Below are 25898 nucleotides of genomic sequence, written 5' to 3'. Positions count from 1 at the left end.
TTTATTTTGAACTATACTTTTTAACTATATATACTTAACTACATCCTGTTGTTGTGCCACAGTCTTGGCAAACCTTACAAGTACCATTCCTTACAAGTCTAGTACTAGAACAATTTGAACAAACTTCAGAATAAATTCGTTCGCCATCAATAGAACTACTAGAAATTTCAGTTTCTGCTACATTGTTAGTAATATTATTTTGGACATTAAATTCAGTGCTAGTAGTTTGTGGTTTAACTTGACACCTAGAAAAATCTCCAAGTTCTATATCAATAACTTTACTAATTAAATCAGATATAGAAGAAACTTGTTTTATATATGGATGTTTTTGAACAAATCCATAAGGCTCATATTTTTGACCTCTAAGCATTTTTGCTATATCCTGAGGTGGAACATTATACTGCAACATTACAGATATAGATTTGGATAAGGAATTTAAAAGTCCCATTATTATTGTACCTTCTCTATCTGTAGTTATATAAATTTCGCAAATTTCATCTTTTTCATTTCTATTAACTGTTGTATATATTTTTACTTCATCTATTTGAGCTGGATGGGTTGTTCCATAGCGAATTCCTTCAGGTTTTTCGCGAGTAGAAATACAACGGTTACCTTCTAATTCTCTAGCTTTTTTTAATAACTCATCATAAGTTAAATCTTCAAGGTCGGATTTTTTTCCATCGTCAAGAGTAGTATTAAGTGGTTGGCTAGCTTTGCAACCATCCCTATAAAGAGAAATACCTTTAATTCCAAGCTTCCATGAATTTATTACAACAGATTTAAAATCTTCTACAGTTGCATTAGATGGAAGATTAACAGTTTTAGAAACAGCTCCAGAAATCATAGGAGTTATACTGGCCATCATAAGCACATGTCCCATGGCATCAATAAATCTATCGCCGCTACCACATTTATTAGCAGTATCAAATATTGGTAGATGTTCATCTTTTAAATGTGGTGCATCTTCTATTTTTCCATCAATTATTTTTTCATATTCAAATCCATCTTCAGAGACAATTTCTTTTCTAAGTATATAATCTAAAATATCTTTAATTTCATTGGAAGAATAGCCTAAATTTTTAAGTGTTTCTTCTATAACAGGATTTACTATAGTCATAAATCCACCACCAGATAATTTTTTATATACAAAATGAGAAAAATATGGTTCTATTGAAGTAGCACCACAATCCATTGCAAATGATATAGTTCCAGTAGGTGCAATAACCGAAACTTGAGCATTTCTATATCCATGCTTTTCACCTAAATTAAGAGCATCTTTCCATGTGGATTTTAGCAATTTGCTTAATTTCTCCCAGTGAATTTTGTTTAAAATATTATGATTAATTTCAAGTGGTTTATAATTTAAGTTTTCATATTCAGAGTCTAAAACTTTAGCAACTCTACAATGATTTCTTATAACCTTTAACATATATTCTTTATTAATAGGATATTTTTCAAATGAACCTAACTTTTCTGCCATTATAGCTGAAGTTTTATAAGAAGTAGCTGTAAGTAATCCTATTAAAGATGCAGAAATTGCTCTGGCTTCATCAGAGTCATAAGGATATCCCATAACCATAAGCAAGGATGATAAATTAGAAACTCCAAGACCAGTGGTTCTAAATAAATAAGTTTTTCTAGCTATATCTTCAGTTGGAAATTGACCCCAATGTATAGAAGCTTCTAAAGCTAATTGCAAAATAGAAACTAAGTGAATATAACCTTCTAAATCAAAAGAATTATCTTCATTATTATAAAATTTATAAAGGTTTATGGATGCTAAATTGCAAGATGTATCATCTAAAAAAGCATACTCACCACATGGGTTTGTAGAATTTATTCTATTATATTTAGCATTAAATAAACCATCTTCTCCACATGGACAAGTATGCCAACTATTAAAAGTATCATCAAATTGAGGTGCAGGGTCTGCACATTTCCAAGCAGATGTATTAAACTTATCCCATAATAAACTTACTTTTACTTTTTTATTTATAAAATTATCTACTCGTCCTTTTAACTCTATAGTTTCTTCAGGATTAACAGAAAGATTTTCAACTTTTTGCATAAAATCATCACTTAATCTTATAGAGTTATTACCATTTTGACCAGAAACTGTTTCATAAGCTTCTCCTTCAAAGTTGGCATCATATCCCATCTTACCTAAAGCTCTAACCTTATCTTCTTCTCTTGCTTTCCACTGGATAAATTCTAATATTTCAGGATGATTTATATCTAAAGCTACCATTTTAGCGGCTCTTCTAGTAGTTCCACCAGATTTTATGGCTCCAGCATTTCTATCTAAACCTTTTAAAAAGCTCATAACTCCAGAAGATATGCCACCGCCAGAAAGCTTTTCGCCTTTAGCTCTTATATTGGAGTAGTTTGTACCAGTACCAGAGCCACCTTTAAATAATTTAGTTTCCGTTACAAATTGTTCAGATATAGAATGTTTTCCTAAAAGCTTATCTTCTATAGATAGTATAAAACATGCTGAAGCTTGAGTTCTTGTATAAGCATCTTTACTTTTTACTACCTTTCCCTCCTTAGGGTCAAAATAATAATTATTTAAGCTTTCACTCTTTATTCCATAGGAGTGCATTAAACCTGTATTAAACCATTGTGGGGAATTTGGTGCATACATTTGATTTAAAAAACAGTATGCTAATTCGTCATAAAGGATTTCTTTTTCTTTTTCAGAATCAATTAGACCTTCATCAACTAATGCTTCACACCAGAAGTTAACAATTCTATGGACTACCATTTTTAATGAATTTTCATAACCACATTCATTAGGTACCATTGCTTTTTTAAAATACTTTGAAGCAATTATATCACAAGCATTTTGTGAGTAGTGAATAGGAAATTCTAAATCTTTCATATCAACTAAAACCTTATCACTTTTATAGTCCTTTATAAAAACATTAATCTTTTTCCATTTGAATAAATCATATACATTAAGATTTTTATTTTCATCAAGTTTTTTTGTATAATATCTTTTAAATAAATTTTTTATATTACTCATTATCATCACTAGATTAGTTAACTTTTAAAACTAACTAGCACTGCACCTCCTAAGCGTAGAAAATTAACGAAACAAAAATACTACATATTACTATATGTAGTATAATATGCACTATATGTTGTATTATATAACAAGGATTAAATTTAATCAACAATTATTATTTTATAACAATAATGAAAAACAATTCGAAAATAATAGAATTATTTGTACTATTGTAGAAAAAAATAAGTATATAAAATAATATATACTAAATTATAAAAATAAATTTAGTGATTAATGTAGTAGAATAAGATTAAATTTAGATGTTTATAAGATTCTATTGCCATTTTCATAATAAAGTCTTAACTCTTAATTTCAAACTAATACTAAAAAATTATATAATTTTAAATAAAATATTATTTCTCTATATTATAAAGTTAGCATTATAGTATTTAAATATACCTTTACTTAGTGGTTGAATATACACAACGCAAAAGGATATAATGAAGAGTAGTATATGGTTAAAGGCAGATATGAATATATTTTTATGATAAGGAGTGATTTTTGTGATAAAATCATTTAAAGGAAAGAGTCCAGTTATAGATGAAAGTTGTTTTATAGCAGAAAATGCAACTATAGTAGGAGAAGCTACCATAGGTAAGAATACCAATATATGGTATGGAACAGTTTTAAGAAGTGATATGAGTTATTTAAAAGTAGGAGAAAATACCAATATTCAAGAAAACACAACTGTTCATAATGATTTTGGTGTACCAACAGAAATTGGGGATAATGTTACAATAGGACATAATGCAATAATCCATGGGTGTAAAATAAATAATAATGTGTTAGTTGGAATGGGTTCCATTATTTTAAACAATGCGGAAATAGGAGAAAACACAATTATAGGTGCAGGGAGTTTAGTAACTCAAGGTAAAAAAATACCATCTGGTGTACTTTGTATGGGATCACCAGCAAAAGTTATTAGAGAACTTACATCAGAAGAAATAGAAAATATAAAAAAATCAGCAATAGAATATGTAAAAATGGCAAATGAACATAAGAGCATTTAATGAAAACTTTAGGAGGAAATTATGATAAAAATTGGTGAAATAAATAGTTTAAAAGTTGTTAGAAGGTCAGAGTTTGGATATTATTTAGATGGGACTACAGGGAATTCATCAGATGATATATTATTACCTAATAAAAGTGCGTTAAGAAATGATATAAGAATTGGTGATGAACTTGAAGTATTTATATATAGGGATTCTTTAGATAGAATTATAGGTACTATGAAAGAGCCATTAGCGACAGTTGGAGAAGTAGCTTATCTAGAAGTAGTTGATGAAAGTCGTATTGGCTCGTTTGTTAATATAGGATTAGAAAGGGATGTTTTAGTTCCATTTAAGGAAACAAATTATAAATTGAAAGTTGGTAAAAAATATTTATTTGTATTATATGTAGACAAAACAAATAGACTTGCAGCAACAACTAAAATAGATAATTATTTACATGACACAAATTCTTATGAAATTGGTCAAGAAGTAGAAGGAACTATATATGGGTTCCAAACTAATAACTCTGCAGAAATAGCCTTAGAAAATACATATAGAGGTGTAATATTAAAAAATGAATATTACAATGATTTAAAAATAGGCGATATAGTTAAAGGTAGAGTTAAAAAATATTATGAAGATGGTAAAGTAGGTATTTCATTAAGAAAAGTGAGATTAGAAGAAAAGTCAGATTTAGAAACAGAAATACATGAGTACTTAAAAGAGAATGATGGATTTATGAAATTGAATGATAAATCTTCACCAGAGGATATAGAAAAAACTTTTAAAACTAGTAAAAATGCATTTAAGAGAGCTTTAGGTGGGCTTATGAAGAAAAAATTGATAACTCAAGATAAAGAGGGAACTAGACTATTATAAGATTAATAGAAATAAGAAAAAAGTTAGAGATTAATCTCTAACTTTTTTTTCACTACTTCTTTTGAAAAATTTTAAAATTTCATTTATTATAATTGGCACTAAACTAATTAATAGTACAAAAATCCAATCATTTAAAGTAAGTTTGTAAACTCCAAATAATGTAGCTATCGGTGGTATTGTTATAACTAAAAATTGTAGCAATAGTCCTAGTATTATAGAACTAATTAAATATTTATTGGAAAACACACCAATAGAAAATATGGATTTACTTTCATTTCTCATATTTAATGAGTGAGCAAGCTGAGTACTACTTAATACAGTAAAAGCTAACGTTTGAGCATGAATAAGAATTTTATCAGGTATGTTTGATAAAGCTATGTCAGAACCACCATAAACTTTAGCTCCATAAACAAAGGCTATTAATGTTAAAAGTCCAATTAAAAAACCGTTAAATATTAGTGTAAATATTGATCCTTTAAATAAACTGTCTTTAGCATTTCTAGGATGCTTATTCATAACATCCTTATCACCAGGATCTACACCTAATGCTAATGCTGGAAAAGTATCAGTGATTAAATTTACCCACAATATATGTGTTGCACTAAGTGGAGCAGCCCAACCTAGTAAAATTGCAAGAAATAGACTGACTATCTCACCAGCATTGCAAGAAATTAAGAAAATAACAGATTTTTTAATATTATTAAAAATATTTCGTCCTTCTTTAATTGCTGAAACGATAGTAGAAAAATTATCATCTGTAAGAACCATATCAGCTGCACCTTTTGCAACGTCTGTACCGGTTATTCCCATAGCAACGCCTATGTCAGCAGCTTTCAATGAAGGTGCATCATTAACTCCATCACCAGTCATGGAAACTATATTGTCTTTTGATTTAATAGCTTTAACAATTTTTACTTTGTGTTCTGGTGAAACTCTTGCAAAAACTCTAAGATTATCTATAGAGTTTGCAAGTTCCTCATCTGATATTTTATCTAATTCAGCTCCGGATATAACTTGTGATGAATCTGTAGCTATATTTAAATCTTTAGCTATGGCAAAAGCAGTATTTTTATGATCACCAGTTATCATTATTGTTTTTATTCCAGAGTTTTTGCAAATTTCTATTGAATCTTTAACTTCTAGTCTAGGAGGATCTATCATTCCTACTAATCCTATAAATATAAGATCTCTTTCCACATCATTTTCTTTTAAGTTGGAAGAGTCTTCAACTGTTTTATATGCAGCTCCTAAAACTCTTAGAGCATCATCAGACATTTTATATGAGGCTTTTAAGATTGAATCTTTAAGTTCTGTAGTTAAATCTTTTATTTCATTGTTTAAATATATTTTAGTACACAAATTTAAAAGGTTATCAATTGCACCTTTAGTTAATACAAAAGACTCATTAGAAAATTTATTTATAGTGCTCATAAGTTTCCTATCAGAGTCAAATGGAATTTCACCAACTCTTGGATGATTCTTGTTAGCGTCTAGTTTAGTTAAATTATATTTGTTTCCGATATCTAGTAATGCTATTTCAGTAGGGTCCCCTGTTTTAGAATCTTCACTAGAAGTGGCATCATTACAAAGAACTAAATTTTCTATTAGTAATTTTTCTACAGGATCATCCATATTTAGGTTTTCGATATCATTTAGGTTATTATTACAATAAAATTTTGTTACTGTCATCTTGTTTTGAGTCAATGTACCAGTTTTATCAGAACAAATAACATTCACAGAACCAAGAGTTTCAACAGCAGGTAGTTTTCTTATTATGGCATTTTGTTTTATCATTTTTTGAACGCCAATTGCAAGTACAATAGTAACAATTGCAGGTAATCCTTCAGGGATAGCAGCAACGGCTAAACTTATAGAAGTTATAAACATATCTAGAATGTCTCTATTTTGTAAAATACCTACTACAAACATTATTATACTTATAGCTATAGCAGCAAAACCAAGGTATTTACCAAGTTGTTCAAGTTTTTTTTGTAGTGGTGTTTGTTCTGATTCATCTGTATCAAGCATCTTAGCAATTTTACCAATTTCAGTATCCATACCTGTTGCAACAGCAATACCTATACCACGTCCGTAAGTGGCTAAAGTCGACATGAAGACCATGTTTTTTTGATCACCAAGAGCAATTTCTTCATTTTCAATTGTAATATTAGCATCTTTATCCACAGGGACAGATTCACCTGTTAAAGCTGATTCTTCAATTTTTAGATTGGCACTTTCTATTAAACGTATATCACAAGGTATATATCTGCCTGCATCTATTATAACTATATCGCCAGGAACCACATCTTCAGAAGGAATTTCAACAATTACTCCATCTCTTTTTACAAGAGCTTTAGGCGTAGAAAGTTCCTTTAATGCATCTAAGGCTTTTTCTGCTTTAGCTTCTTGAATCATACCAACTATAGCATTAATAAGAATTACTATTAAAATAATTATTGAATCACTTGTTTCTCCAACTACAGCAGATAAAACGGCTGCAACTAATAATATATAAATCATCATATCGTTTAATTGTGAAAAGAACATTTGGAGCTTAGTCTTAGGTTTTTTAGTAGTAAATTTATTGAGCCCATATTTAGATTTATGTTCTAATACTTGATCTGAAGAAAGTCCATTATCTAAATTGGAATTTAGGAGATTAAGAACATCTTCTGTTGTTTTGTTAAACCACATTAATATATCACCTCTATTAATTGTATTCATATATATTTTATGATTGAAAGAATAATATTAGCCTAATAATTAGTATCAACATAATTAAAAAAAATATGATTAACTTTAAAAGATTTAAATATATCATGTTTTAAAATTGATATTATATTTCATATGTTTATATATAAAAGAAATATTATTGTCTTAATAACAATAAATTTCACTGTGAAATAAAAATTAATTTTTTAATATTTAATAAAAATAAGGTTAAATTACAATAAATAGGAAAAGTTAATTATTTTATATAAAAGTTTAATTAAAAATTATTAAAGCTACTAGTGTAAGATTTTATAATATTAGTTTTATTTTATGAAAAAAAATTTATGAAATTTAAAAACATGTTTAAAATTTAAATGTATATTTTAAATGATATTTCATATGAAATAGTAGTGGAAAATGTGAAAAATGTATTAAAATTTTATTTACATAAATTAAAATAAAATTTTATAGAAAACAAATCCATTATTTGTAACAAAAAAATAAAAAGAATGAAAAAATAAAAAAAATGAAACAATATTCACAAAATAGTTACAAAACAGAAAATAAATATATATAAAATAAATAAAAAATTCATAAATATTTATTAAAAACTATAAAATTTATAGAAAATTCTAAATTTTCTTAATTTTAAATAATATCTTGATTTTCAAAAAAATGTGTATTATAGTACTAGTTGAGAAACAAATGTAAATAAATTATGAATTGATTAACAATATATATTGTCTCTGGCCAGAGGTTTGTAAAATATTGTTACATAAAAGTGTTCTCTCGTATGAAATTATATAAAGGGTTAATTAAAGTATGTGTATTATAGGGGGATGATTGTATGAATGAAGAGGTATTAAAACGTTATAAACATAATAGTAGAATGTTTTTCATTAGTTATTTATTTATGGGTATATTAAGTGGTATTGTAAATGATACACTTATAACATTTTTAAAGCAAGCCCAGCCTACAATAGTAAATAGTTATACAATATATACAGGTATAGCTACATTATTAACTGCAGGATTAGTAGCAGCTATAGTTAAAATGGGATATAAAAAAATACTTGTAGCTGGCGGAGTTGTTAGTATAGCTGGATTGATATTAATAAGTTTTACAAGAAGCTGGTTTTCAGTAAGTTGTATAACTCTTGTATTAATTTTAGGATTATACTTATTTGATGCAGTATTACCACCATTTTTAACACAATATACAACTGAAGAAGAAAGAGATAAGGTTTTCTCAAGAACAATGTATTCTAACGTTGCAGGAATGGCATTAGCAAGTTTTACAGGTGGTGCATTAATAGTTTGGAGATTTGCCTCAAGACTTGGAATTGCTTATGACCAAGCACAGGCATTATCAACTAAAACAGCAAAATTTACTACAGCTCAAAACGCAGCATACATATCTGCACATACTGATGTGTTCTTAATATTTGTGGTAATTGCAGTTCTTGCTACGATACCATTATTATTACTAAAAGAAGTTAAAGAAGATTATGCAGGACACCAAGATGAAAAAGGTAAAACTAAAATTGATTGGAGAGTACTTTGTAATAAATATGCGCTATTATACTTAGTGTATAATGGATTAATAAGGTTTGGTGCATCATTAATAGTTCCTTATTTTACAATATTCTTAGGAACTTTAGGAATAGATAGAGCAACAGTATCATTCCTTATATCACTTCAAACAATAGCAATGGTTATATTTATGATGTTCTCACCATGGTTCTCTAAGAAATTTGGTAGAGTTGGTGCCATATCACTATTATCAGCAATTTCAGTTCCTTTCATGCTAATTATAGGAAATGGTGATAAATTTGGGGGAATGATGGTACTTGCAGTAGGGGCAGGATTATTCTTTAGGGCAGGATTTATGAATGCAGCAAATCCAATAGTTCAATCATTGCCAATGGAATTTGTTACTAAAGAATTAAGACCAGCTTATAGTTCAGTAATATTCGTATCACAAGCAATTGTAACAATATTAGCAGGTCTGTTTACAGCAGGATTCCTTTTCAACGAAAACTTCTTAGGTGATTCAGGATATAGAATAGCATATTATGTAACAGCAGTTATCTATTCAATAGCAATAGTAATATTACTTACACAATTTACTAAGAAATTTAATAGACCTCAAAGTGAAAATGAAGAAGAAGAAGTAGCTTCTTAGTCTTAATGAGAACAGCCATATTATGGCTGTTTTTTTATGTTATAAATAGGGAATTAACTTATTTATAAATATCAACTATAAGACCTGTTATTTCATCAACAGTACTTGCTACATCTAAATTTTCTTTCTGTTCATTTAATAAATCTTTTGTTAGTTCTTCTAATTTTTTATCTATTATATCAACTGTAATGAAATATTGAGTTTGCCAGAAACTTGTATCTTTTTTTACTGAATACATAAAAGCAAGCACTGATTCTAAATAGGCCTTAATCTCTCTCTTATAAGCTTTAACATCAGCATAATTTTTACTTGCTACTAATTTTGTTCCTTTGTTTTTTATATTTTTTAACATTTGTTTTAATTGTTCTTCAGATTTTTTTTGTTGAGCAAAGTTAAAGTTCTTAGAAAAGTCTAATTGCTTATTTATTTTAGAACCACTTCTTTGGATTTGTGGACTATTTCTTAATTTTGATATTTCCATATTAAACACCTCTTATAGATACTCTATATTTATTATCGTAATGTAGTATAATTTTATTAAGATATCTTCAAAAATAAATTATAAGTTCATATTATTATTATATAAAGAGAGGTAGTTATATGCAAAAGCTTCTAAAAATGTTTTTCACGTTTCTTAAAATAGGTAGTTTTACTTTTGGTGGAGGGTATGCAATGATTCCACTTATAGAAAAGGAAGTTGTTGAAGTAAATCAATGGTTATCTAAAGATGAGTTTCTTGAAATATTAGTTATAGCTCAAAGTTTCCCAGGGGCATTAGCAGTAAATTCATCTACATTTATTGGATATAAAATTGGAAAATTTCCAGGTGCCATTCTAGGGCTATTGGGAGTAACTCTACCATCCTTTGGTATAATACTTATTATAGCTATGTTTTTTTCAAGATTTAGAAACTTAGCTATTGTAGAAAGAATGTTTAGTGGAATAAATGCAGCAGTTCCATTGCTTGTCTTAGTAGCAGTAGTTAGTCTTAGTAAATCGGTAAAAAAATCTACTAATAATATAATTATTGTGATAGTTACTGTGTTACTTACTGCATTTTTAAATGTAAATCCTGTTATAATAATTATTTTAGCTGCTTTATATGGGATAATTTCCAATAGAAAGAAGGTGTCATAGAATATGGTACTTTTAAAACTTTATTTAGCTTTTTTAAAGGTTGGCACTTTTGGCTTTGGTGGAGGATATGCCATTTTATCCCTTATAGAAAATGAAGTGGTTAACAGTAATAAATGGATTAGTGCTACAGAATTTGTAGATATAATTGGTATATCTCAAATGACTCCAGGACCAGTTGCAATAAATTGTGCTACTTTTACTGGATATAAGGTAAGTGGAGTATTAGGAAGTATTGTGGCAACTCTTGGAGTTGTGACTACGTCGTTTATATTAGTTACGCTTGCATATTTCTTTTTTACAAAATTTAAGGAATCTACATTACTAAATTCAGCATTATCAGGAATGAAGCCAGCACTTATTGGTCTTATAATTGGTGTGTTTATATCTTTAAGTAAAACAGCATATGTAGATTTTAAAAGCTTAATAATAGGAGCAATAATAGGGGTTATGCTCTTTAAAACTAAAATACATCCTATATTAATAATAGTAATTTCAGCAGTTTTAGGAATTGTGTTTTATTAAAAATGAGCATCGTCTATGATTTAAAATTAATCATAAACGATGCATTTTTTATTTTAATAATATTTTAAATTCCTATATAAAACTATTATAGCTTGCATCTGATGGCATTCTTAAATCACCTCTAGGTGAAAGACTTATAGAACCTACTTTTGGACCATCAGGCATACAAGAGCGTTTAAATTGCTGAGTAAAAAATCTTTTAAGAAACATATCTCTCCATTTTAAAATTTCATCTTTAGTATATTCATCGCCAAAGGCATTTTCACTTAAAAATAGAAGTTTTTCAGGAGTAGCACCTTGCTTTATAAAGTGGAATAAGAAAAAGTCATGTAGTTCATAAGGGCCTACAATATCTTCAGTTTTTTGAGCTATTTTACCTTCTTTGTTTTTTGGCAGTAACTCAGGACTTACAGGAGTATCTAATATATCCATAAGAACTTCTGAAGCAGTACCATCTAATTCCTTTTCTGCAACGTATTCAACTAAATATCTCACCAATGTCTTAGGAATAGAACAGTTAACAGAATACATAGACATATGATCACCGTTATAAGTACACCAACCTAATGCAAGTTCTGATAAATCACCAGTTCCAATTAGAAGTCCTGCATTTTTGTTTGCAATATCCATTAATATTTGAGTTCTTTCTCTTGCTTGAACATTTTCATAAGTAACATCATGTATAGATGGATCATGACCGATGTCTTTAAAATGTTGTATACAAGCATCTACAATATTTATTTCTTTAAGCTCGGTACCTAGATTTTCACAAAGTTTTAATGCATTTATATAAGTTCTATCAGTTGTACCAAATCCTGGCATAGTAATTGTTTTTATGTTTTTTCTGTTTAATCCAAGCATATCAAAAGTTTTAACAACTACTAATAGTGCAAGAGTAGAGTCTAATCCACCAGAAATACCTATAACAGCATTTTTAAGTTTTGTGTGACAAAGACGTTTAGCTAATGCAGCTGTTTGAATGTTAAATATTTCTTTACATCTTGATTCTCGTTCAGATTCTGTTTTAGGTACAAAAGGAAGTTTATCTATAGTTCTATCAAAACTATTAATGGAAGTATTTTTTATATTTATGTCAATTATTTTTGGTGTGAAAGGACAGAAACACATACTATCTCTAAAACTTATATTTTTTAATCTCTCGTTGTTGAGTTTATCTAGATCAATTATTCCAGTTATTATCTCATTTTCTCTTTGAAATCTTTCATTTTCTGCAAGGGTACTACCATTTTCAGAAATTATTAAATGTCCACTAAATAATACATCAGTAGAAGATTCAAAGACACCAGATGATGAATATATATAACTACCAATGCATCTTGAACTTTGATTTTTAACCAGGTTCCTTCTAACCTCAGCTTTTCCAACTAATTCATTAGAAGATGATAAATTACAAATTATATTAGCACCACATAAACTTAGATAACTACTAGGTGGTATAGTTACCCATAAATCTTCACATACTTCAAAACCTATTTTGGCATTTTCAGCAGAAAATATAATATTTGTTCCAAATGGAATATCTTTTTGAAAGCTAAGGCTTACAGTTTCATCAATAATATTAAGTCCACTAGTAAACCAACGTTTTTCATAGAATTCAGAGTAGTTAGGTAAATGGATTTTAGGAATAATACCAATGACTTTTCCATCAAATATAACTACAGCACAATTAAATAAACAATTTTTATGTAAAATTGGTGCACCAACAGAGATAATTATATTTTTTTTCTTGGAATATTCGCATAGTTCAGATATGCCTTTTTCACTTTCAATTAATAATTTGTTTTGAAAAAATAAATCACCACAACTATATGATGTTATGCTTAGTTCAGGAAAAACTATTAAATTACAATCTTGTTTTAATCCATTTAAAATACATTTTTTAATTTCATTAACATTAAAGTTTACATCTGCCACATTTGTTATAGGACAAGCGGAAGCTACTTTAAAAAAATTCATAAATTCACTACCTTTCTTAAATAAATAAGTTAATAAATATATTGTTTAGTTCAAAGATTTTTTAATATATATTTATAGATTATAGTCAAAAAATTTTGTTTTTTATTATTATATAAAAGTTAAGTTTGATATAATTTTCTAATTTAATAAAAACTAATTAAAAAAATTATAGTTATGTAACCTTATATTTAAGTTTACTTATCAAATCTTTGCTATCAGTCAAGTATAGTTAGTTAAAAGTTAAGAATTAAGAGTTTAGGATGAAACTAAATAGTGAGTTTCATCCAATTACAAGCATTAAACCTTGAAATTAAGATATAAAATTGATTGAATCTATATTTAAATTGTACATCCATAATAAGAAGGATAGGCGTAACAAAACATATGCTCCATAAATCATTTTTTGAATTTTTGTTTGTTTTTTTCATTAAGTTTTCGTTTAGCAGTCTTCTTTTTCATTATAGAATATCCAAACTTGCCTAAGGGCTTAGTATTTAAAGCAAAATATTCACCATGACAATAACTAATTAAATTAGCTTTTTCAAAATGTATTTTACCATTATCGTCAATTAAATCCTCATTTACTTTAACATTTATAACTTCTAACAAAAATAAGTCATGAGTTCCAAGTGGTGTGATAGACTTTAATTTACATTCTAAAGCAACTGGAGATTCTTCTAAAGATGGAGTATTTATTTTAACAGCATCATTTAATTTAATTCCTAGATGTTTAATTTTATCAATTTTTTTACCACTAACCACTCCACAATAGTCTACCATTTTAACCATATCTTTAGTAGTAAGGTTAATTACACATTCTTTACTTTCTTTTATATAATCATAGCTTAATCTTTCTGGCCTAATTCCCATTGCTAAGATAGGTTCTTTTGTACACACAGTACTTATCCATCCAACAGTAAAGACATTTATCTTATCTTCTCTATTTTTAGATGTAACTAATACTACAGGTGTAGGATTAAGCATTACACTACCTTTAAAATTTACTTTGTTCATATTTTTCTCCTTTTGTACGGCATAATATTTATATTTATTTAATATTAAAATAATTTCTTTAGTTGTATTAACTAAGTTAGTTCATATGTATAATTGTCTATACATTAATAAAAAATAAAAATGTCTTTAGCATTATTAGTATGATATTAATCTTAAATTTTATTATTTTATAGTTAAATAAGTTTATATAAAATTATAACATAAATTTGAAAAATTCATGGCATTTATAGATTACTTTGATATAATTTATTTGTAGAATTAACATATTTAAAAAATTAAAGAGTAGGTGTTTAACATATGATAGGAAATAAAGTGAGAGATTTAGTATGTGTAGATATAGATAAAGAAAAAATAATGGTTATAGCTTGTGATAGTAGTGGAGGCATAGGGGATAAGGAACATGATGCACTAAAAGTAGAACCTTTTATAACGGGCAAGTATAGTGTAAGGGTAGGATTATTAGAAATTCTATGTAGTGGAGCAAAAGTAATAAGTATTGTAGATAATGTTTGTGCAGAGATGGAACCTACAGGTAGAGAAATTATAAAGGGTATAAAAAGTGAAATGAAGTTAGCTTCGATAGATGGCATACCATTAACGGGAAGTACAGAAGAAAATTTTAAGGTCACATCTACAGGAGTAGGAATTACTGTTATAGGAATTTGTGAAAATAAAAGTGCAAAAATTAACAATATAAGCGAAAAAGCAACGGTGTATGCCATAGGTAAACCTAAAGTTGGAAGTGAAATAAATTTTTATGGTGATGATGAAATATTTTCTTATGAAGATTTAAATAATCTTATAAATTTAGAGGAAGTTTTAGAAATAGTTCCAGTAGGTTCAAAAGGAATATTGTATGAAGCAAAAGAACTAGCAGTTAGCAATAAAAGAAAGTTTGAATTAAAGGATAATGTAGATTTAAATCTGAAAAAAACTTGTGGGCCAGCAACAGTAGCTATAGTTGCAATAAAAGAACATAAAACTGACGTGATAAAAAAATTAAAAAACGCAGTTGAAATAGGAAAAATTATTTAATTTCATTTATTTATATATAGTAAATATATTATAATGTATTCCAATATAAGGCTTAAGGAAAGTATTAAAAATAATTTTTTGAAAAATTTCATTATACCCCTCCTAAAGAAAATAAAACTAAATGGAATAAAAAGTTAAACACCTTTAACAAAATAGGTGTAAATATATAGTTTAAAATTGTCCATTATAATATAACATATGATACAAAGTTGAAAAAGTTACCAAATATATTTTTAAAATAAAAAAATAAATGCTAGGCTAAAGCCTAGCATTTATTTTCTTTTATGAGAAACTTCAATTCTTACTTTTCTAACATTATTTATTTTTTGACCTGAACTATTTTTTAAGATTACATCAACTAAGTTATTAGGAACATCTATAAAAGTAAACTTATCTAATATATCAATTCTTCCAAGTTCTTTAGATTTTACTCCAGCTGTATTATCTAAAAACTTAACTAAATCTATAGCAGAAACTTTATCAAGTCTACCTACAGATAAAAATAATCTAGCAGTATCTTTGTTGAAATCTCTGTTAAAATCTCTTCTATTTGAGTCTCTTCTATTTGAATCCCTGCTGAAAGATTCTTCACATTTAAGAGTGTCTTGAGTATACTCATAGTTTAACTCTTTATCAAATAATATTTTCATTAATGAAGCAGTAACATCTTCAGCTCCAAATTCATCTATTAAATCTTTAGAAGTTTGTATAAAACTTTCATAAGAATTCTCTTCTAAAGTAGCTTTAACAGATTCTAATATACTTTCTGATTTTGAAGCATATATATCATTTAAAGTTGGTAATTGTTTTTTCTCCATTTTACTCTTAGTTACATTTTCGATTTGTCTTATCATAGACATTTCTCTGCGACTTGCAAAGCTATAAGCCGTACCTTCTTTGTTAGCTCTACCAGTTCTTCCTATTCTATGAACATAAGATTCTGTATCTTGAGGTAAATCATAGTTTATAACATGAGTTATGTCTTCTACATCAATTCCACGTGCAGCAACATCAGTAGCTATTAAATAATTTAAATTACCAGTTTTGAATTTTTTTAAAGTATTTAATCTTTGAAGTTGTTTCATGTCACCATGCATACCTTCAACTATGTATCCTTTGCTTTGTAAAGCAGAAACTAATTCATCAACACCTCTTTTAGTCTTACAAAATAGTATAGCGCTTTTTGGTGCATCAACATCTAAAATTCTGCAAAGAGCTTCAAGTTTATCTTTTTGACCTACTTCAAAGTAAAATTGCTTTATTTTAGATACAGTTAGAGATTGTTTTGCAATAGCAATATGTTTAGCGTCAGATTTCATATAGTTTTTAGCTAAGCTTTTAATAGCTTTTGGCATTGTAGCTGAAAACAATAATGTTTGTCTTTCTTTCTTTAAATTGCTTATAATAAGCTCTATATCTTCTATAAATCCCATGTTTAGCATTTCGTCCGCTTCATCTAAAACTAGGAATTTAGCGTGGTCTAATTTAAGAGTCTTTCTGTTTATATGATAAAGAATTCTTCCAGGAGTTCCAACAACTATATCTACACCTTTTTTTAATGGTTTAAGTTGTTTATCAATTGATTGACCACCGAAAATTGGAAGTATTTTATATTGAGCATACTTATTTAGTTTGCTTAATTCTTCACTAACTTGTATTGCAAGTTCTCTTGTTGGGGCTAATATTATTGCTTGAACGTTTCCGTTAGAGGGTTCCATTAGACTAAGAAGTGGAGCACCAAATGCAACAGTTTTTCCAGTACCAGTTTGTGCTTGACCGATTAAGTCAAAACCTTCTAAGCTTACTGGTATGCTTTTAGCTTGAATATCAGACGGATATTCAAATTTTAAATCATTAATAGCCTCTAATACTGAAGGCTTAAGATTTAAATCTTCAAATTTAATTTTATTCATTAACATTCCTCTTTCTATTATGTTTTATATAAAAATTTAAATAACCTATAAACTTAATAATGTTATTCTATAATGTAGTTAGTCATATAAATCTATAAACTTATTAAATAATTCATATTTTAAGTTTTTCTAAAGTTGAAATACAACTTATAGTAACATAGTATTAACATAATATCAATGGAATATATTGAAAAAATCTATATTATAACATCAATCGTGAAAATAATATAGTAGGAAAATGTAAAAAAAATTATAAATTTATTGATAAAATTTTAAATTTGCTTTAGCAGGGGCAATATATTATAGTAATTTATAGGAATAAAAGAATTATTCTTGTTATGTGCAAATAAAATGATATAATAAAAATATTTAGTTTAAAATATTAGAAATAATAATTCAGTATTCTTTTATATTTTGAAATAAAATATTATTTGAATTTTGAATATTATTTTTAAAAATATATGTAAAGTGATTATGAAAATTTTGGGAGGAGGGTATTACTATTAAGAATATATTTGATACCTGTGATATTATTTTAGAAAATGGAATAAGGCTTATAACAATAAAAAAAGAAACTCAGTTAGCTTCTGTTCATGTTGGGTTTAATATAGGGGCATTATATGAGATGAATGATAAAAAAGGAATAGCCCACTTTGTTGAACACATGCTATTTAAAGGTACTAAAAACAGAGATAATGAGGTTTTAAATTACGAATTAGAATGTTTAGGGGGAGAGTATAATGCGTATACAGATTATAAGTGTACAGTATATAGTACTACAACTCTTAATGAGGAATTAAATAAATCTTTAGATTTATTAGCAGATTTAACAATTAACTCTATATTCCCTAGAAAACAGTTAGAAAAGGAAAGAGGAGTTATTATCTCTGAAGTTAAAAGTGGAAAAGATGATTTAGAAGAATTAAGCTTTAACAGAATAAATGATATGGCATTTTTAAAAAGCCCACTAAAGTGTGATGTAATAGGAAAAGAAAAACATATAAATGCTATGTCAAAGGAAGATTTAGTTGAGTTTTATAAAAAATATTATGTTCCGAATAATTGTTATATATCAATAGTTTCAAATTATGATCATGAATATATAAGGACTTTAATTGATAATTATTTCGGCAATTGGAAATCAAAGGAAGTAAAAAAACCTATTGTAGAATTTGAAAAAAATATATGTAAAAAAGAAGTAACTTATAAAAAGGAAATAGAACAAAGTACAGTATTATACTTGTATTCATTTAATAATCTTACAAAAGATGAAGAGTTAGCACTTAGGGTTTTAAATCATAAGTTTGGAGAAAGTTCTAACTCAATATTATTTAGAGAATTAAGAGAAGACAGGGGACTTGCTTATGATGTTTATACTACATTAGACTTAAGTGAAGGATTAAAAACATTATATATTTATACATCAATAGCAGAAGAAAATGTGGAAGAAACGTTAGAAACTATTGATAAATGTATAAAGGATATAACAGAAGAAAAAATAATATTTGATGATGAAACTATAGAGATTATGAAAAAAGTATTTAAAACTGCAGTAGCATCAACGTTGGAAGATGTTACGGATTTGGGGAATTATGTATTACATCAGGCTATGGAAGGCGAACATATATATGAATTCATAGAAGAAATGGAAAAATTAAGTGATGTAACTAAAAAAGATTTATATAAAGTGGCAAGAAAAGTTTTAAAAGATCCTACAATTCATATATTACTTAGAGATGAATAAAAGTAAAGCTTAAACTAATGAAATTTTTATTGGTTTAAGCTTTTTTAAACCAAAACTCTTGAATATTCATTTAAAACTGAAGTAAATCGTTGACTAGAAGTGAAATATTTTAAATAGAGGATTGTCTGCTTATAAATATTAAGGAGATATAGATATTAAAGAAAGGATACTAATAAAATCTATTATGAAATACATTATAAGTAAAATTCAAGTTCAAAAAAATAATAAAGATAGAGTAAATGTATATGTTAATGACGAATTTTTATTTGCTTGTAGCAATGAATTGGTTTATTATCATAATTTGAAAAAAGGTTTAGAATTAGACAAAAATAAGATTATAGAAGTTGTAGAGGAAGATAATTATATAAAGGCTAAAAATGCTGCATTAAAGATTTTAGAAAGATCTTATAAAACAGAAAAAGAGATGTATGATAAATTACTAAGTAAAGAATATGATGATAAAACTATACAAAGAGTGATAGAATTTTTAAAAGAATATTCATTTGTTGATGACGTAAGGTATGCAGAACTTTATATAAAAGATAAAATTAAGGTTCACGGGAAATCAAAAATAAAATTTTCATTAGTAAATAAAGGTATAAGTGAAGAGGTTATAGAAAGTAAATTAAATACGATTTCTAATGAACAAGAAGAGTTAACAGCGTTAAAATTAGGGGAAAAGAAATATAAAACTTTAATTAAAAGTGAAAAAAATTATTTAAAATTGAAAAAGAAATTAAGTGATTATCTTTTAAGAAATGGATATGATTTTAGTATAATAAATAAAGTTGTAAATAGTATTATAACTTGTGATGATTTTTCTGAAACTGTAGAACAAAAAGAAGTAAACTTTGAGGAACTGCATGATTTAGCATTGAAAAGATTAAATGTTTTAAAAAAATCAGAAGCTAATAAAGAAAAATTATACAAAAAATTATATGATTATTTATTAAGACGTGGATACAAATATGATGAAATAAAGACTATATTAAAAGAAATATTATAATGCATAGATTATAATAGATGGGGAAATAAGCAAAATTTAAATTACTCTTTAAATTTTTGTTATTAGCTAGAAAAAGATAAATATAACTATAATTAATTAATGGTTTAGGATGAAACTGAATTACTAGTTTATTTAAATTAGAGAATATAAACTTAAAACTATATAAATAAAAGGTGGTGTTACATTCTGAAAAGTAATGTGGTAAATATAATATTAATAGCAGTGTTAATATATCCTATTATCATAGGATTTCTTAAAAAAAATTCAACAGAAGCGTTAAAAGAGGTAATAAATTCTATCTTTACTAGTTTAGCATTGATATTTTCTATAATAATAGGTAGTAAAAATGTATGGATTATTTTTCAAATGCATAATGAAGGTAAGTTTAATAATATTTATGAATACTTACCAAACTGGATAATGAATTTATGTACTAAAAATATTTTTGTTACTAGAATTGCTGTTACAATATCTTTTATATTGATAATTCAAGTGATTATTGTATTTATTTTATGGGTTGTTAGTAATATAATATTAACTCCAATATTGGAGGCTATTGATAGTAGTTTAAAAAGAAAATCTAATTTATCCAGAAGGATATATGGTGCGCTATTTCAAAGTCCTAAGGCAATTTGCAACTTAGTTATATTATGTTTTTTATTGAGTTTTGGAGCTATGTTTAATAAAAATCCAAAGTATATGAATACATTAGAAGAATCACAAATATATACCTATGTATCAAAAAATGTGGTAAATCCAGTGATAAATTCAAATGTAGTTAAAAATTTGCCTCAAGTAGTAAATGAATCTTTTAAGATAATTGTTGAAGATACAGATATTAGTAAAAATGATAAAAGTGTTTTTAATGAATACTTAGATAGAAAAGCTGTAATTTATTACAATGGAATTACTTTGGATGAAGGAGTTAAATCTAGTGCTGCTATAAATAAAACAGCTTTATCCATTGTAAAAGAAAATGAAAGTACCTATGAAAAGGCAGAAGACATTTATAATTGGATAGGTAATAATATAAAATATGATGATGAAAAGGCAACAGAAGTTATATCAAATAATTTAAAAATAGTAAAATCAGGAGCTATAGAAGCTTTTAATACAGGAAAAGGTGTATGTTTTGACTATGCATGCTTATTTGTGGCGATGTGTAGGGCGAATGATATACAAGTTAGAATGGTTATAGGTGAAGGCTTTAACGGTGAGCAATGGGTAAATCATTCATGGAATGAGTTTTATGATCAATCAAGTGGTAGATGGATAAATGTAGATACAACATTTTATTCTGGTGGAAATTACTTTGATAATAATAATTTTAAAAATGACCATAGAAATTCTAAAGTTGTAGGAGAATGGTAAAAAAACTAGTCAATACTATTGATGTTTTATAGAAAAAGTTTAATGTAAAATTAACTTTGTATGGAATAATGAACTGCCTTATAATTTATATAAGAAAAGTTTTGCTTCAATATAGTTTCTATAAAAATTCAAATATCAATAGATTTTGACTAGTTATTTTATGTTTTTTATGAAGATGCTTTGTGAAGGTACGATTTTAGAATTAAATTAATAGCTTTTTCACACTCAGCATCTTTAGGATTTAATGACCATGCAATATTAAAATAATTTAGTGCCTTATTTTTTTCATTAATCATTGCATAACAATAGCCAAGATTAAAGAAATAGGAGCTTTCCTTTTTGAAATTTAATGCATTATGTAAATTTATAATAGCTTTATCAAATTCTTTTAATTTAATAAAACATACTGCTGTATTATAAAGGGAAGCAGCTTCATTTTCTTTAGTTTCAATAGATTTTTTATAAAAATTTATTGCGTGTTCATATTGTTTTTTATTATAAAGATCATTAGCTTTTTCAAAATATTTCATACGAGACCTCCCAAATAAAAATATAATTACATTTGTAATAATTGACAATAACACTTAATTTATACATACTTAAATATAATTAATAACAAATTTACAATTTAATTTAGTATTTTGGTAATACTATAAAATATAAACTCTAAATTTAAATAGTAAATATTGAAATCATTATTTGTAATGTTTTACTAAACTTGTATACATAACTATAGTGTAATTAGATTTACTCTGTTGACTTTTATAGCAAAACTAATATATAATTATTAAAAATAATATTTAAAATAAAAGCATTGAAAAAGAGGAGTAGGATTTGGAAGTATCAAAGAGAGGAAAACTCTAGGATGAAAGGTTTTCTATATGGAATAATCTGAAGGTAGCTTTGGAGCTTCTTTATTGAACTTTAGTAGATAGAGACGGTTGTCAAATCGTTAATTTATATGAGCCTGTTTTTGCAGGGAAAAAAGGTGGTACCACGAGTTTTTTCGTCCTTTTGGATGAAAGAGCTCTTTTTTTTGTTTTATAAATTATGAAATTTAAGTATATACATTGAAAATTTAGCTTTGTAAAAACAAAAACAGATTAAGAAGAGGAGGATTTATTATGGAAAATAATAAAGAATTAGCAAAAAATTATGATCCGAAAGAGTTTGAAGAAAGATTGTATAAATGGTGGGAAGAAAAGAAATTTTTCACACCTGAAGTTGATAAAAGTAAAAAACCATATACAATAATAATGCCACCACCAAATATAACTGGACAATTACATTTAGGTCATGCTCTTGATAATACACTTCAAGACATATTAATAAGAACTAAGAGAATGCAAGGATATAGTACTTTATGGCTTCCTGGACAAGATCATGCAAGTATAGCAACAGAAGTTAAAGTAGAAAATGCTTTACTTGAAAAAGGTTTAAAGAAAAAAGAAATGGGTAGAGAAGCATTTTTGGAAAAAGTTTGGGAGTGGTCAGAAGAATATAGAGAGAGAATAAGAACACAACTTAAAAAAATGGGTTGTTCTGCAGACTTTACTCGTGAAACGTTCACAATGGATGAAGGGGTTAGTAAGGCAGTTAGAGAAGTTTTCGTAAAACTTTATAATGAAGGACTTATGTACCAAGGGAATAGAATAACAAACTGGTGTCCTAAATGTATGACAGCACTTTCAGATGCTGAAATAGAATATGAAGAGCAAGGTGGACATTTCTGGCATATAAATTACCCAGTAGTAGGTAGTGATGAAAAAATAGAAATAGCAACTACAAGACCAGAAACTTTACTTGGAGATACAGCAGTAGCAGTTAATCCAAAAGATGAAAGATATGCTCACTTAGTAGGAAAAATGCTTAAGTTACCACTAGTAGATAGAGAAATTCCAATAGTGGCAGATGATTATGTTGACGTTGAATTTGGTACAGGTGCAGTTAAAATAACTCCAGCACATGATCCTAATGATTATCAAGTTGGTAAAAGGCATAAATTACCTGAGATAGTTGTTTTAGAGGAAAATGGTAAGATAAGTGAAGGTTATGGAAAATTTTCTGGTCTTGATAGATATGAAGCAAGAAAACTTATAGTAGAAGAATTAGAGAAAGAAGGATATCTTGTTAAGATTAAAGAGCATAGTCATAATGTAGGGATACATGATAGATGTAAAACAGTTGTAGAACCAATGTTATCAAAGCAATGGTACGTAAAAATGGATGTTTTAGCAGAGCCTGCAATAAAGGCTGTAAAAGAAAAAGAAACTAAGTTTATACCAGAAAGATTTGATAAAATATACTTTAACTGGATGGAAAACATTCAAGATTGGTGTGTTTCAAGACAATTATGGTGGGGTCATAGAATTCCTGTTTGGTATTGTAAAGACTGTGGAGCGTTAACAGTATCTGTAGACGATGTTACAGCTTGTTCAAAATGTAACTCTTCAAATGTAGAACAAGATAAGGATGTACTTGATACTTGGTTCAGTTCTGCATTATGGCCGTTTTCAACATTAGGTTGGCCAGAAAAATCAGAGGACTTAAGTTATTTCTATCCAACAAACACATTAGTAACTGGATATGACATAATATTCTTCTGGGTAGCTAGAATGATATTCTCAGGACTTTATAATATGGATCAAGTACCATTTGAAAATGTTCTTATGCATGGAATTGTTAGGGATGATCAAGGAATAAAAATGTCTAAGTCTTTAGGAAATGGAGTAGATCCATTAGAAGTAATAGAAAATTATGGTGCTGATGCATTAAGATTCTCATTAGTAACAGGAAATGCTCCTGGAAGTGATATAAGATTCTATGAGTCAAGAGTTGAAGCTGCAAGAAATTTTGCAAATAAAATATGGAACGCTTCAAGATTTGTTATGATGAACTTTGATGAAAATTTAATGGAAAAATACAAAGATTGTACTAATTACTCAATAGCAGATAAATGGATATTATCAAGAATGAACTCTATTATCAAAGAAGTTACTGATAATATAGAGAAATTTGAACTTGGAGTTGCACTTCAAAAAGTATATGACTTTATGTGGACAGAATTCTGTGATTGGTATATTGAACTTGTAAAACCTGTATTATATAGTGATGATGATGAAGCTAAAGGTGTTACATTAAATGTATTAAATGATGTATTAGTAGCTGGATTAAAATTACTTCATCCAGTAATGCCATTTATAACAGAAGAAATATATACTCACTTAAAAGAGGATTCAGAATCAATAACAATTTCTAATTGGCCAGAATTTGAAGAAGAATTAAAAGATGAAAAAGCAGAAGAATATATGAATTATATTATAGATGCTATTAAAAATACAAGGAATGCTAGAAGTGAAATGAATGTTCCACCTTCAAGAAAAGCAAAAACTTATATTTATGCAACAGAAGTATCAGAGCCTTTTAAAGAGGGAGTTCCATACTTTGAAAAGTTGGCTTCAGCAAGTGAAGTTATATTAATAAACTCTAAAGATGATGCACCAGAAAATGTTGTAACAGTAGTATCTAAAGGTGCTGAAATATATATGCCACTATTAGAACTTGTAGATTTAGAAAAAGAACTTGAAAGATTAAACAAAGAAAAAGTTAAGTTAAAATCAGAAATTGAAAGAGTAGAAAAAAAATTATCTAATGAGAGATTTGTATCAAAAGCACCAGCTGCTGTTGTAGAAGAAGAAAAGGCAAAAGGTGAAAAATACAAAGAAATGTATAATGCTGTACTTGAGAGTATAGAAAACTTAACTAAATAATATATAAAATAATTTGGAAATAGTCCTTATGATTAATTATAAGGGCTATTTCATTTTTTCTAAAATAAAATTCACATTAAATTTTGTTATCAGTTGAGAAAAATAACCACAATAACTGTTAACTATCCACTCTTAGCTCTTAACTAAAAATATATAATATTTTTAAAATGTACAGCCGTAACAATTATATAATTGACAATGTCGGATGAAACTGGATCACCAGTTTCTTTTGAATTGAATGGAGTAAAACTTGAGGTTGAAAGAAAAATTGAAGAAAGTTTAGCAGCTAAGTGTACCACTGTAACAAGAAGGACAGGTATACCAAAGTGAATTTTCCATAAGTTATTTTTACAGTGAAATCGAAAGATTATCAATAAAACCTAAAGCAATCAAAGCCGGTCCTAAAATAGCAGCTTTGCTGCGTAGTTGTTCGGGACCGACTTCGAGTACTATTGGAGAAAAACTAAAATCAACAAAAGCATCTAGCCCAAAGTATAGCAAAGTAGCCAATTACGCGTCTGTCCCTCTTGTGAAGGCGTAAAAATTTTGGATAATTGCTTATTCAGGTGTTCGG

At 27.3% G+C, this 25898-nt stretch carries 18 protein-coding genes and 1 other annotated feature; of the genes, 11 read left to right on the top strand and 7 right to left on the bottom strand.

Features of this window, described 5'->3' with window-relative positions; translation table 11 throughout:
* Positions 1-34: 34 nt before the first annotated feature.
* A complete protein-coding gene (locus KQI36_RS03865) occupies positions 35-3025 on the bottom strand; it encodes a vitamin B12-dependent ribonucleotide reductase (protein WP_216449672.1) in 2991 nt (996 codons plus the stop codon).
* A 545-nt stretch (positions 3026-3570) separates the two neighbouring features.
* Between KQI36_RS03865 and KQI36_RS03860 the strand changes: the two genes are divergently transcribed.
* Complete coding sequence (locus KQI36_RS03860; RefSeq protein ID WP_216449671.1) at positions 3571-4077, top strand: gamma carbonic anhydrase family protein; 507 nt, start codon at positions 3571-3573, stop codon at positions 4075-4077.
* A gap of 21 nt (positions 4078-4098) precedes the next feature.
* Complete coding sequence (locus KQI36_RS03855) at positions 4099-4938, top strand: CvfB family protein (protein WP_216449670.1); 840 nt, start codon at positions 4099-4101, stop codon at positions 4936-4938.
* Positions 4939-4968: 30 nt separating this feature from the next.
* On the opposite strand, the gene KQI36_RS03850 is transcribed toward KQI36_RS03855, so the two are convergent.
* Complete coding sequence (locus KQI36_RS03850) at positions 4969-7632, bottom strand: cation-translocating P-type ATPase (RefSeq protein ID WP_244991462.1); 2664 nt, start codon at positions 7630-7632, stop codon at positions 4969-4971.
* Between the two features lie 865 nt (positions 7633-8497).
* Between KQI36_RS03850 and KQI36_RS03845 the strand changes: the two genes are divergently transcribed.
* Positions 8498-9835 carry an MFS transporter gene (locus KQI36_RS03845; RefSeq protein WP_216449669.1) on the top strand — a complete coding sequence of 446 codons (1338 nt, stop codon included), beginning with the start codon at positions 8498-8500 and terminating at the stop codon, positions 9833-9835.
* A gap of 58 nt (positions 9836-9893) precedes the next feature.
* Here the strand turns inward: KQI36_RS03845 and KQI36_RS03840 are convergent, their stop codons facing one another.
* Positions 9894-10316 carry a YaaR family protein gene (locus tag KQI36_RS03840; RefSeq protein WP_216449668.1) on the bottom strand — a complete coding sequence of 141 codons (423 nt, stop codon included), beginning with the start codon at positions 10314-10316 and terminating at the stop codon, positions 9894-9896.
* A 119-nt stretch (positions 10317-10435) separates the two neighbouring features.
* Between KQI36_RS03840 and KQI36_RS03835 the strand changes: the two genes are divergently transcribed.
* Both KQI36_RS03835 and KQI36_RS03830 read left to right on the top strand, forming a co-directional pair.
* Positions 10436-10972 (top strand): chromate transporter, encoded by a 537-nt coding sequence (locus KQI36_RS03835; protein WP_010293146.1) that lies wholly within the window; start codon positions 10436-10438, stop codon positions 10970-10972.
* A 3-nt stretch (positions 10973-10975) separates the two neighbouring features.
* The gene (locus KQI36_RS03830) at positions 10976-11494 is read left to right on the top strand and encodes a chromate transporter (RefSeq protein ID WP_216449667.1); all 519 of its coding nucleotides are present in this window, start codon (positions 10976-10978) and stop codon (positions 11492-11494) included.
* 72 nt (positions 11495-11566) lie between these two features.
* On the opposite strand, the gene KQI36_RS03825 is transcribed toward KQI36_RS03830, so the two are convergent.
* Both KQI36_RS03825 and KQI36_RS03820 read right to left on the bottom strand, forming a co-directional pair.
* The gene (locus tag KQI36_RS03825) at positions 11567-13471 is read right to left on the bottom strand and encodes an NAD(+) synthase (RefSeq protein WP_216449666.1); all 1905 of its coding nucleotides are present in this window, start codon (positions 13469-13471) and stop codon (positions 11567-11569) included.
* 396 nt (positions 13472-13867) lie between these two features.
* Positions 13868-14485 (bottom strand): flavin reductase family protein, encoded by a 618-nt coding sequence (locus KQI36_RS03820; protein WP_216449665.1) that lies wholly within the window; start codon positions 14483-14485, stop codon positions 13868-13870.
* 297 nt (positions 14486-14782) lie between these two features.
* Between KQI36_RS03820 and KQI36_RS03815 the strand changes: the two genes are divergently transcribed.
* Entirely contained in the window at positions 14783-15520 is a 738-nt protein-coding gene (locus KQI36_RS03815) for an AIR synthase related protein (RefSeq protein ID WP_216449664.1), read from the top strand.
* 272 nt (positions 15521-15792) lie between these two features.
* On the opposite strand, the gene KQI36_RS03810 is transcribed toward KQI36_RS03815, so the two are convergent.
* Positions 15793-17433, bottom strand: coding sequence for a DEAD/DEAH box helicase (locus KQI36_RS03810; protein ID WP_010293136.1), 1641 nt, complete (start codon positions 17431-17433; stop codon positions 15793-15795).
* A 511-nt stretch (positions 17434-17944) separates the two neighbouring features.
* Between KQI36_RS03810 and KQI36_RS03805 the strand changes: the two genes are divergently transcribed.
* From KQI36_RS03805 to KQI36_RS17905, 3 genes are all read left to right on the top strand, one after another.
* Positions 17945-19177 (top strand): M16 family metallopeptidase, encoded by a 1233-nt coding sequence (locus tag KQI36_RS03805; protein WP_216449935.1) that lies wholly within the window; start codon positions 17945-17947, stop codon positions 19175-19177.
* A 184-nt stretch (positions 19178-19361) separates the two neighbouring features.
* Complete coding sequence (recX, locus tag KQI36_RS03800; protein ID WP_216449663.1) at positions 19362-20183, top strand: recombination regulator RecX; 822 nt, start codon at positions 19362-19364, stop codon at positions 20181-20183.
* A gap of 198 nt (positions 20184-20381) precedes the next feature.
* Positions 20382-21554: a transglutaminase domain-containing protein gene (locus tag KQI36_RS17905; protein WP_216449662.1), complete on the top strand. Its 1173-nt coding sequence runs from the start codon at positions 20382-20384 to the stop codon at positions 21552-21554.
* A 167-nt stretch (positions 21555-21721) separates the two neighbouring features.
* Here the strand turns inward: KQI36_RS17905 and KQI36_RS03790 are convergent, their stop codons facing one another.
* Positions 21722-22084, bottom strand: a complete 363-nt coding sequence (locus tag KQI36_RS03790; RefSeq protein WP_010293130.1) for a tetratricopeptide repeat protein — start codon at positions 22082-22084, stop codon at positions 21722-21724.
* A 275-nt stretch (positions 22085-22359) separates the two neighbouring features.
* Positions 22360-22571: a binding site (T-box leader), on the top strand.
* 107 nt (positions 22572-22678) lie between these two features.
* Here KQI36_RS03790 and KQI36_RS03785 point away from each other — a divergent pair.
* Entirely contained in the window at positions 22679-25324 is a 2646-nt protein-coding gene (locus KQI36_RS03785) for a valine--tRNA ligase (protein ID WP_216449661.1), read from the top strand.
* Positions 25325-25522: 198 nt separating this feature from the next.
* Positions 25523-25654 carry a hypothetical protein gene (locus KQI36_RS17830; protein ID WP_280527023.1) on the top strand — a complete coding sequence of 44 codons (132 nt, stop codon included), beginning with the start codon at positions 25523-25525 and terminating at the stop codon, positions 25652-25654.
* Positions 25655-25898: the final 244 nt, after the last annotated feature.

This window comes from Clostridium senegalense (assembly GCF_018916625.1).
Classification (GTDB): Bacteria; Bacillota; Clostridia; order Clostridiales; family Clostridiaceae; genus Clostridium_J; species Clostridium_J senegalense.
The sequence above is the reverse complement of the archived record's forward strand: the minus strand, read 5'-3'. Positions and strand labels throughout refer to the sequence as shown.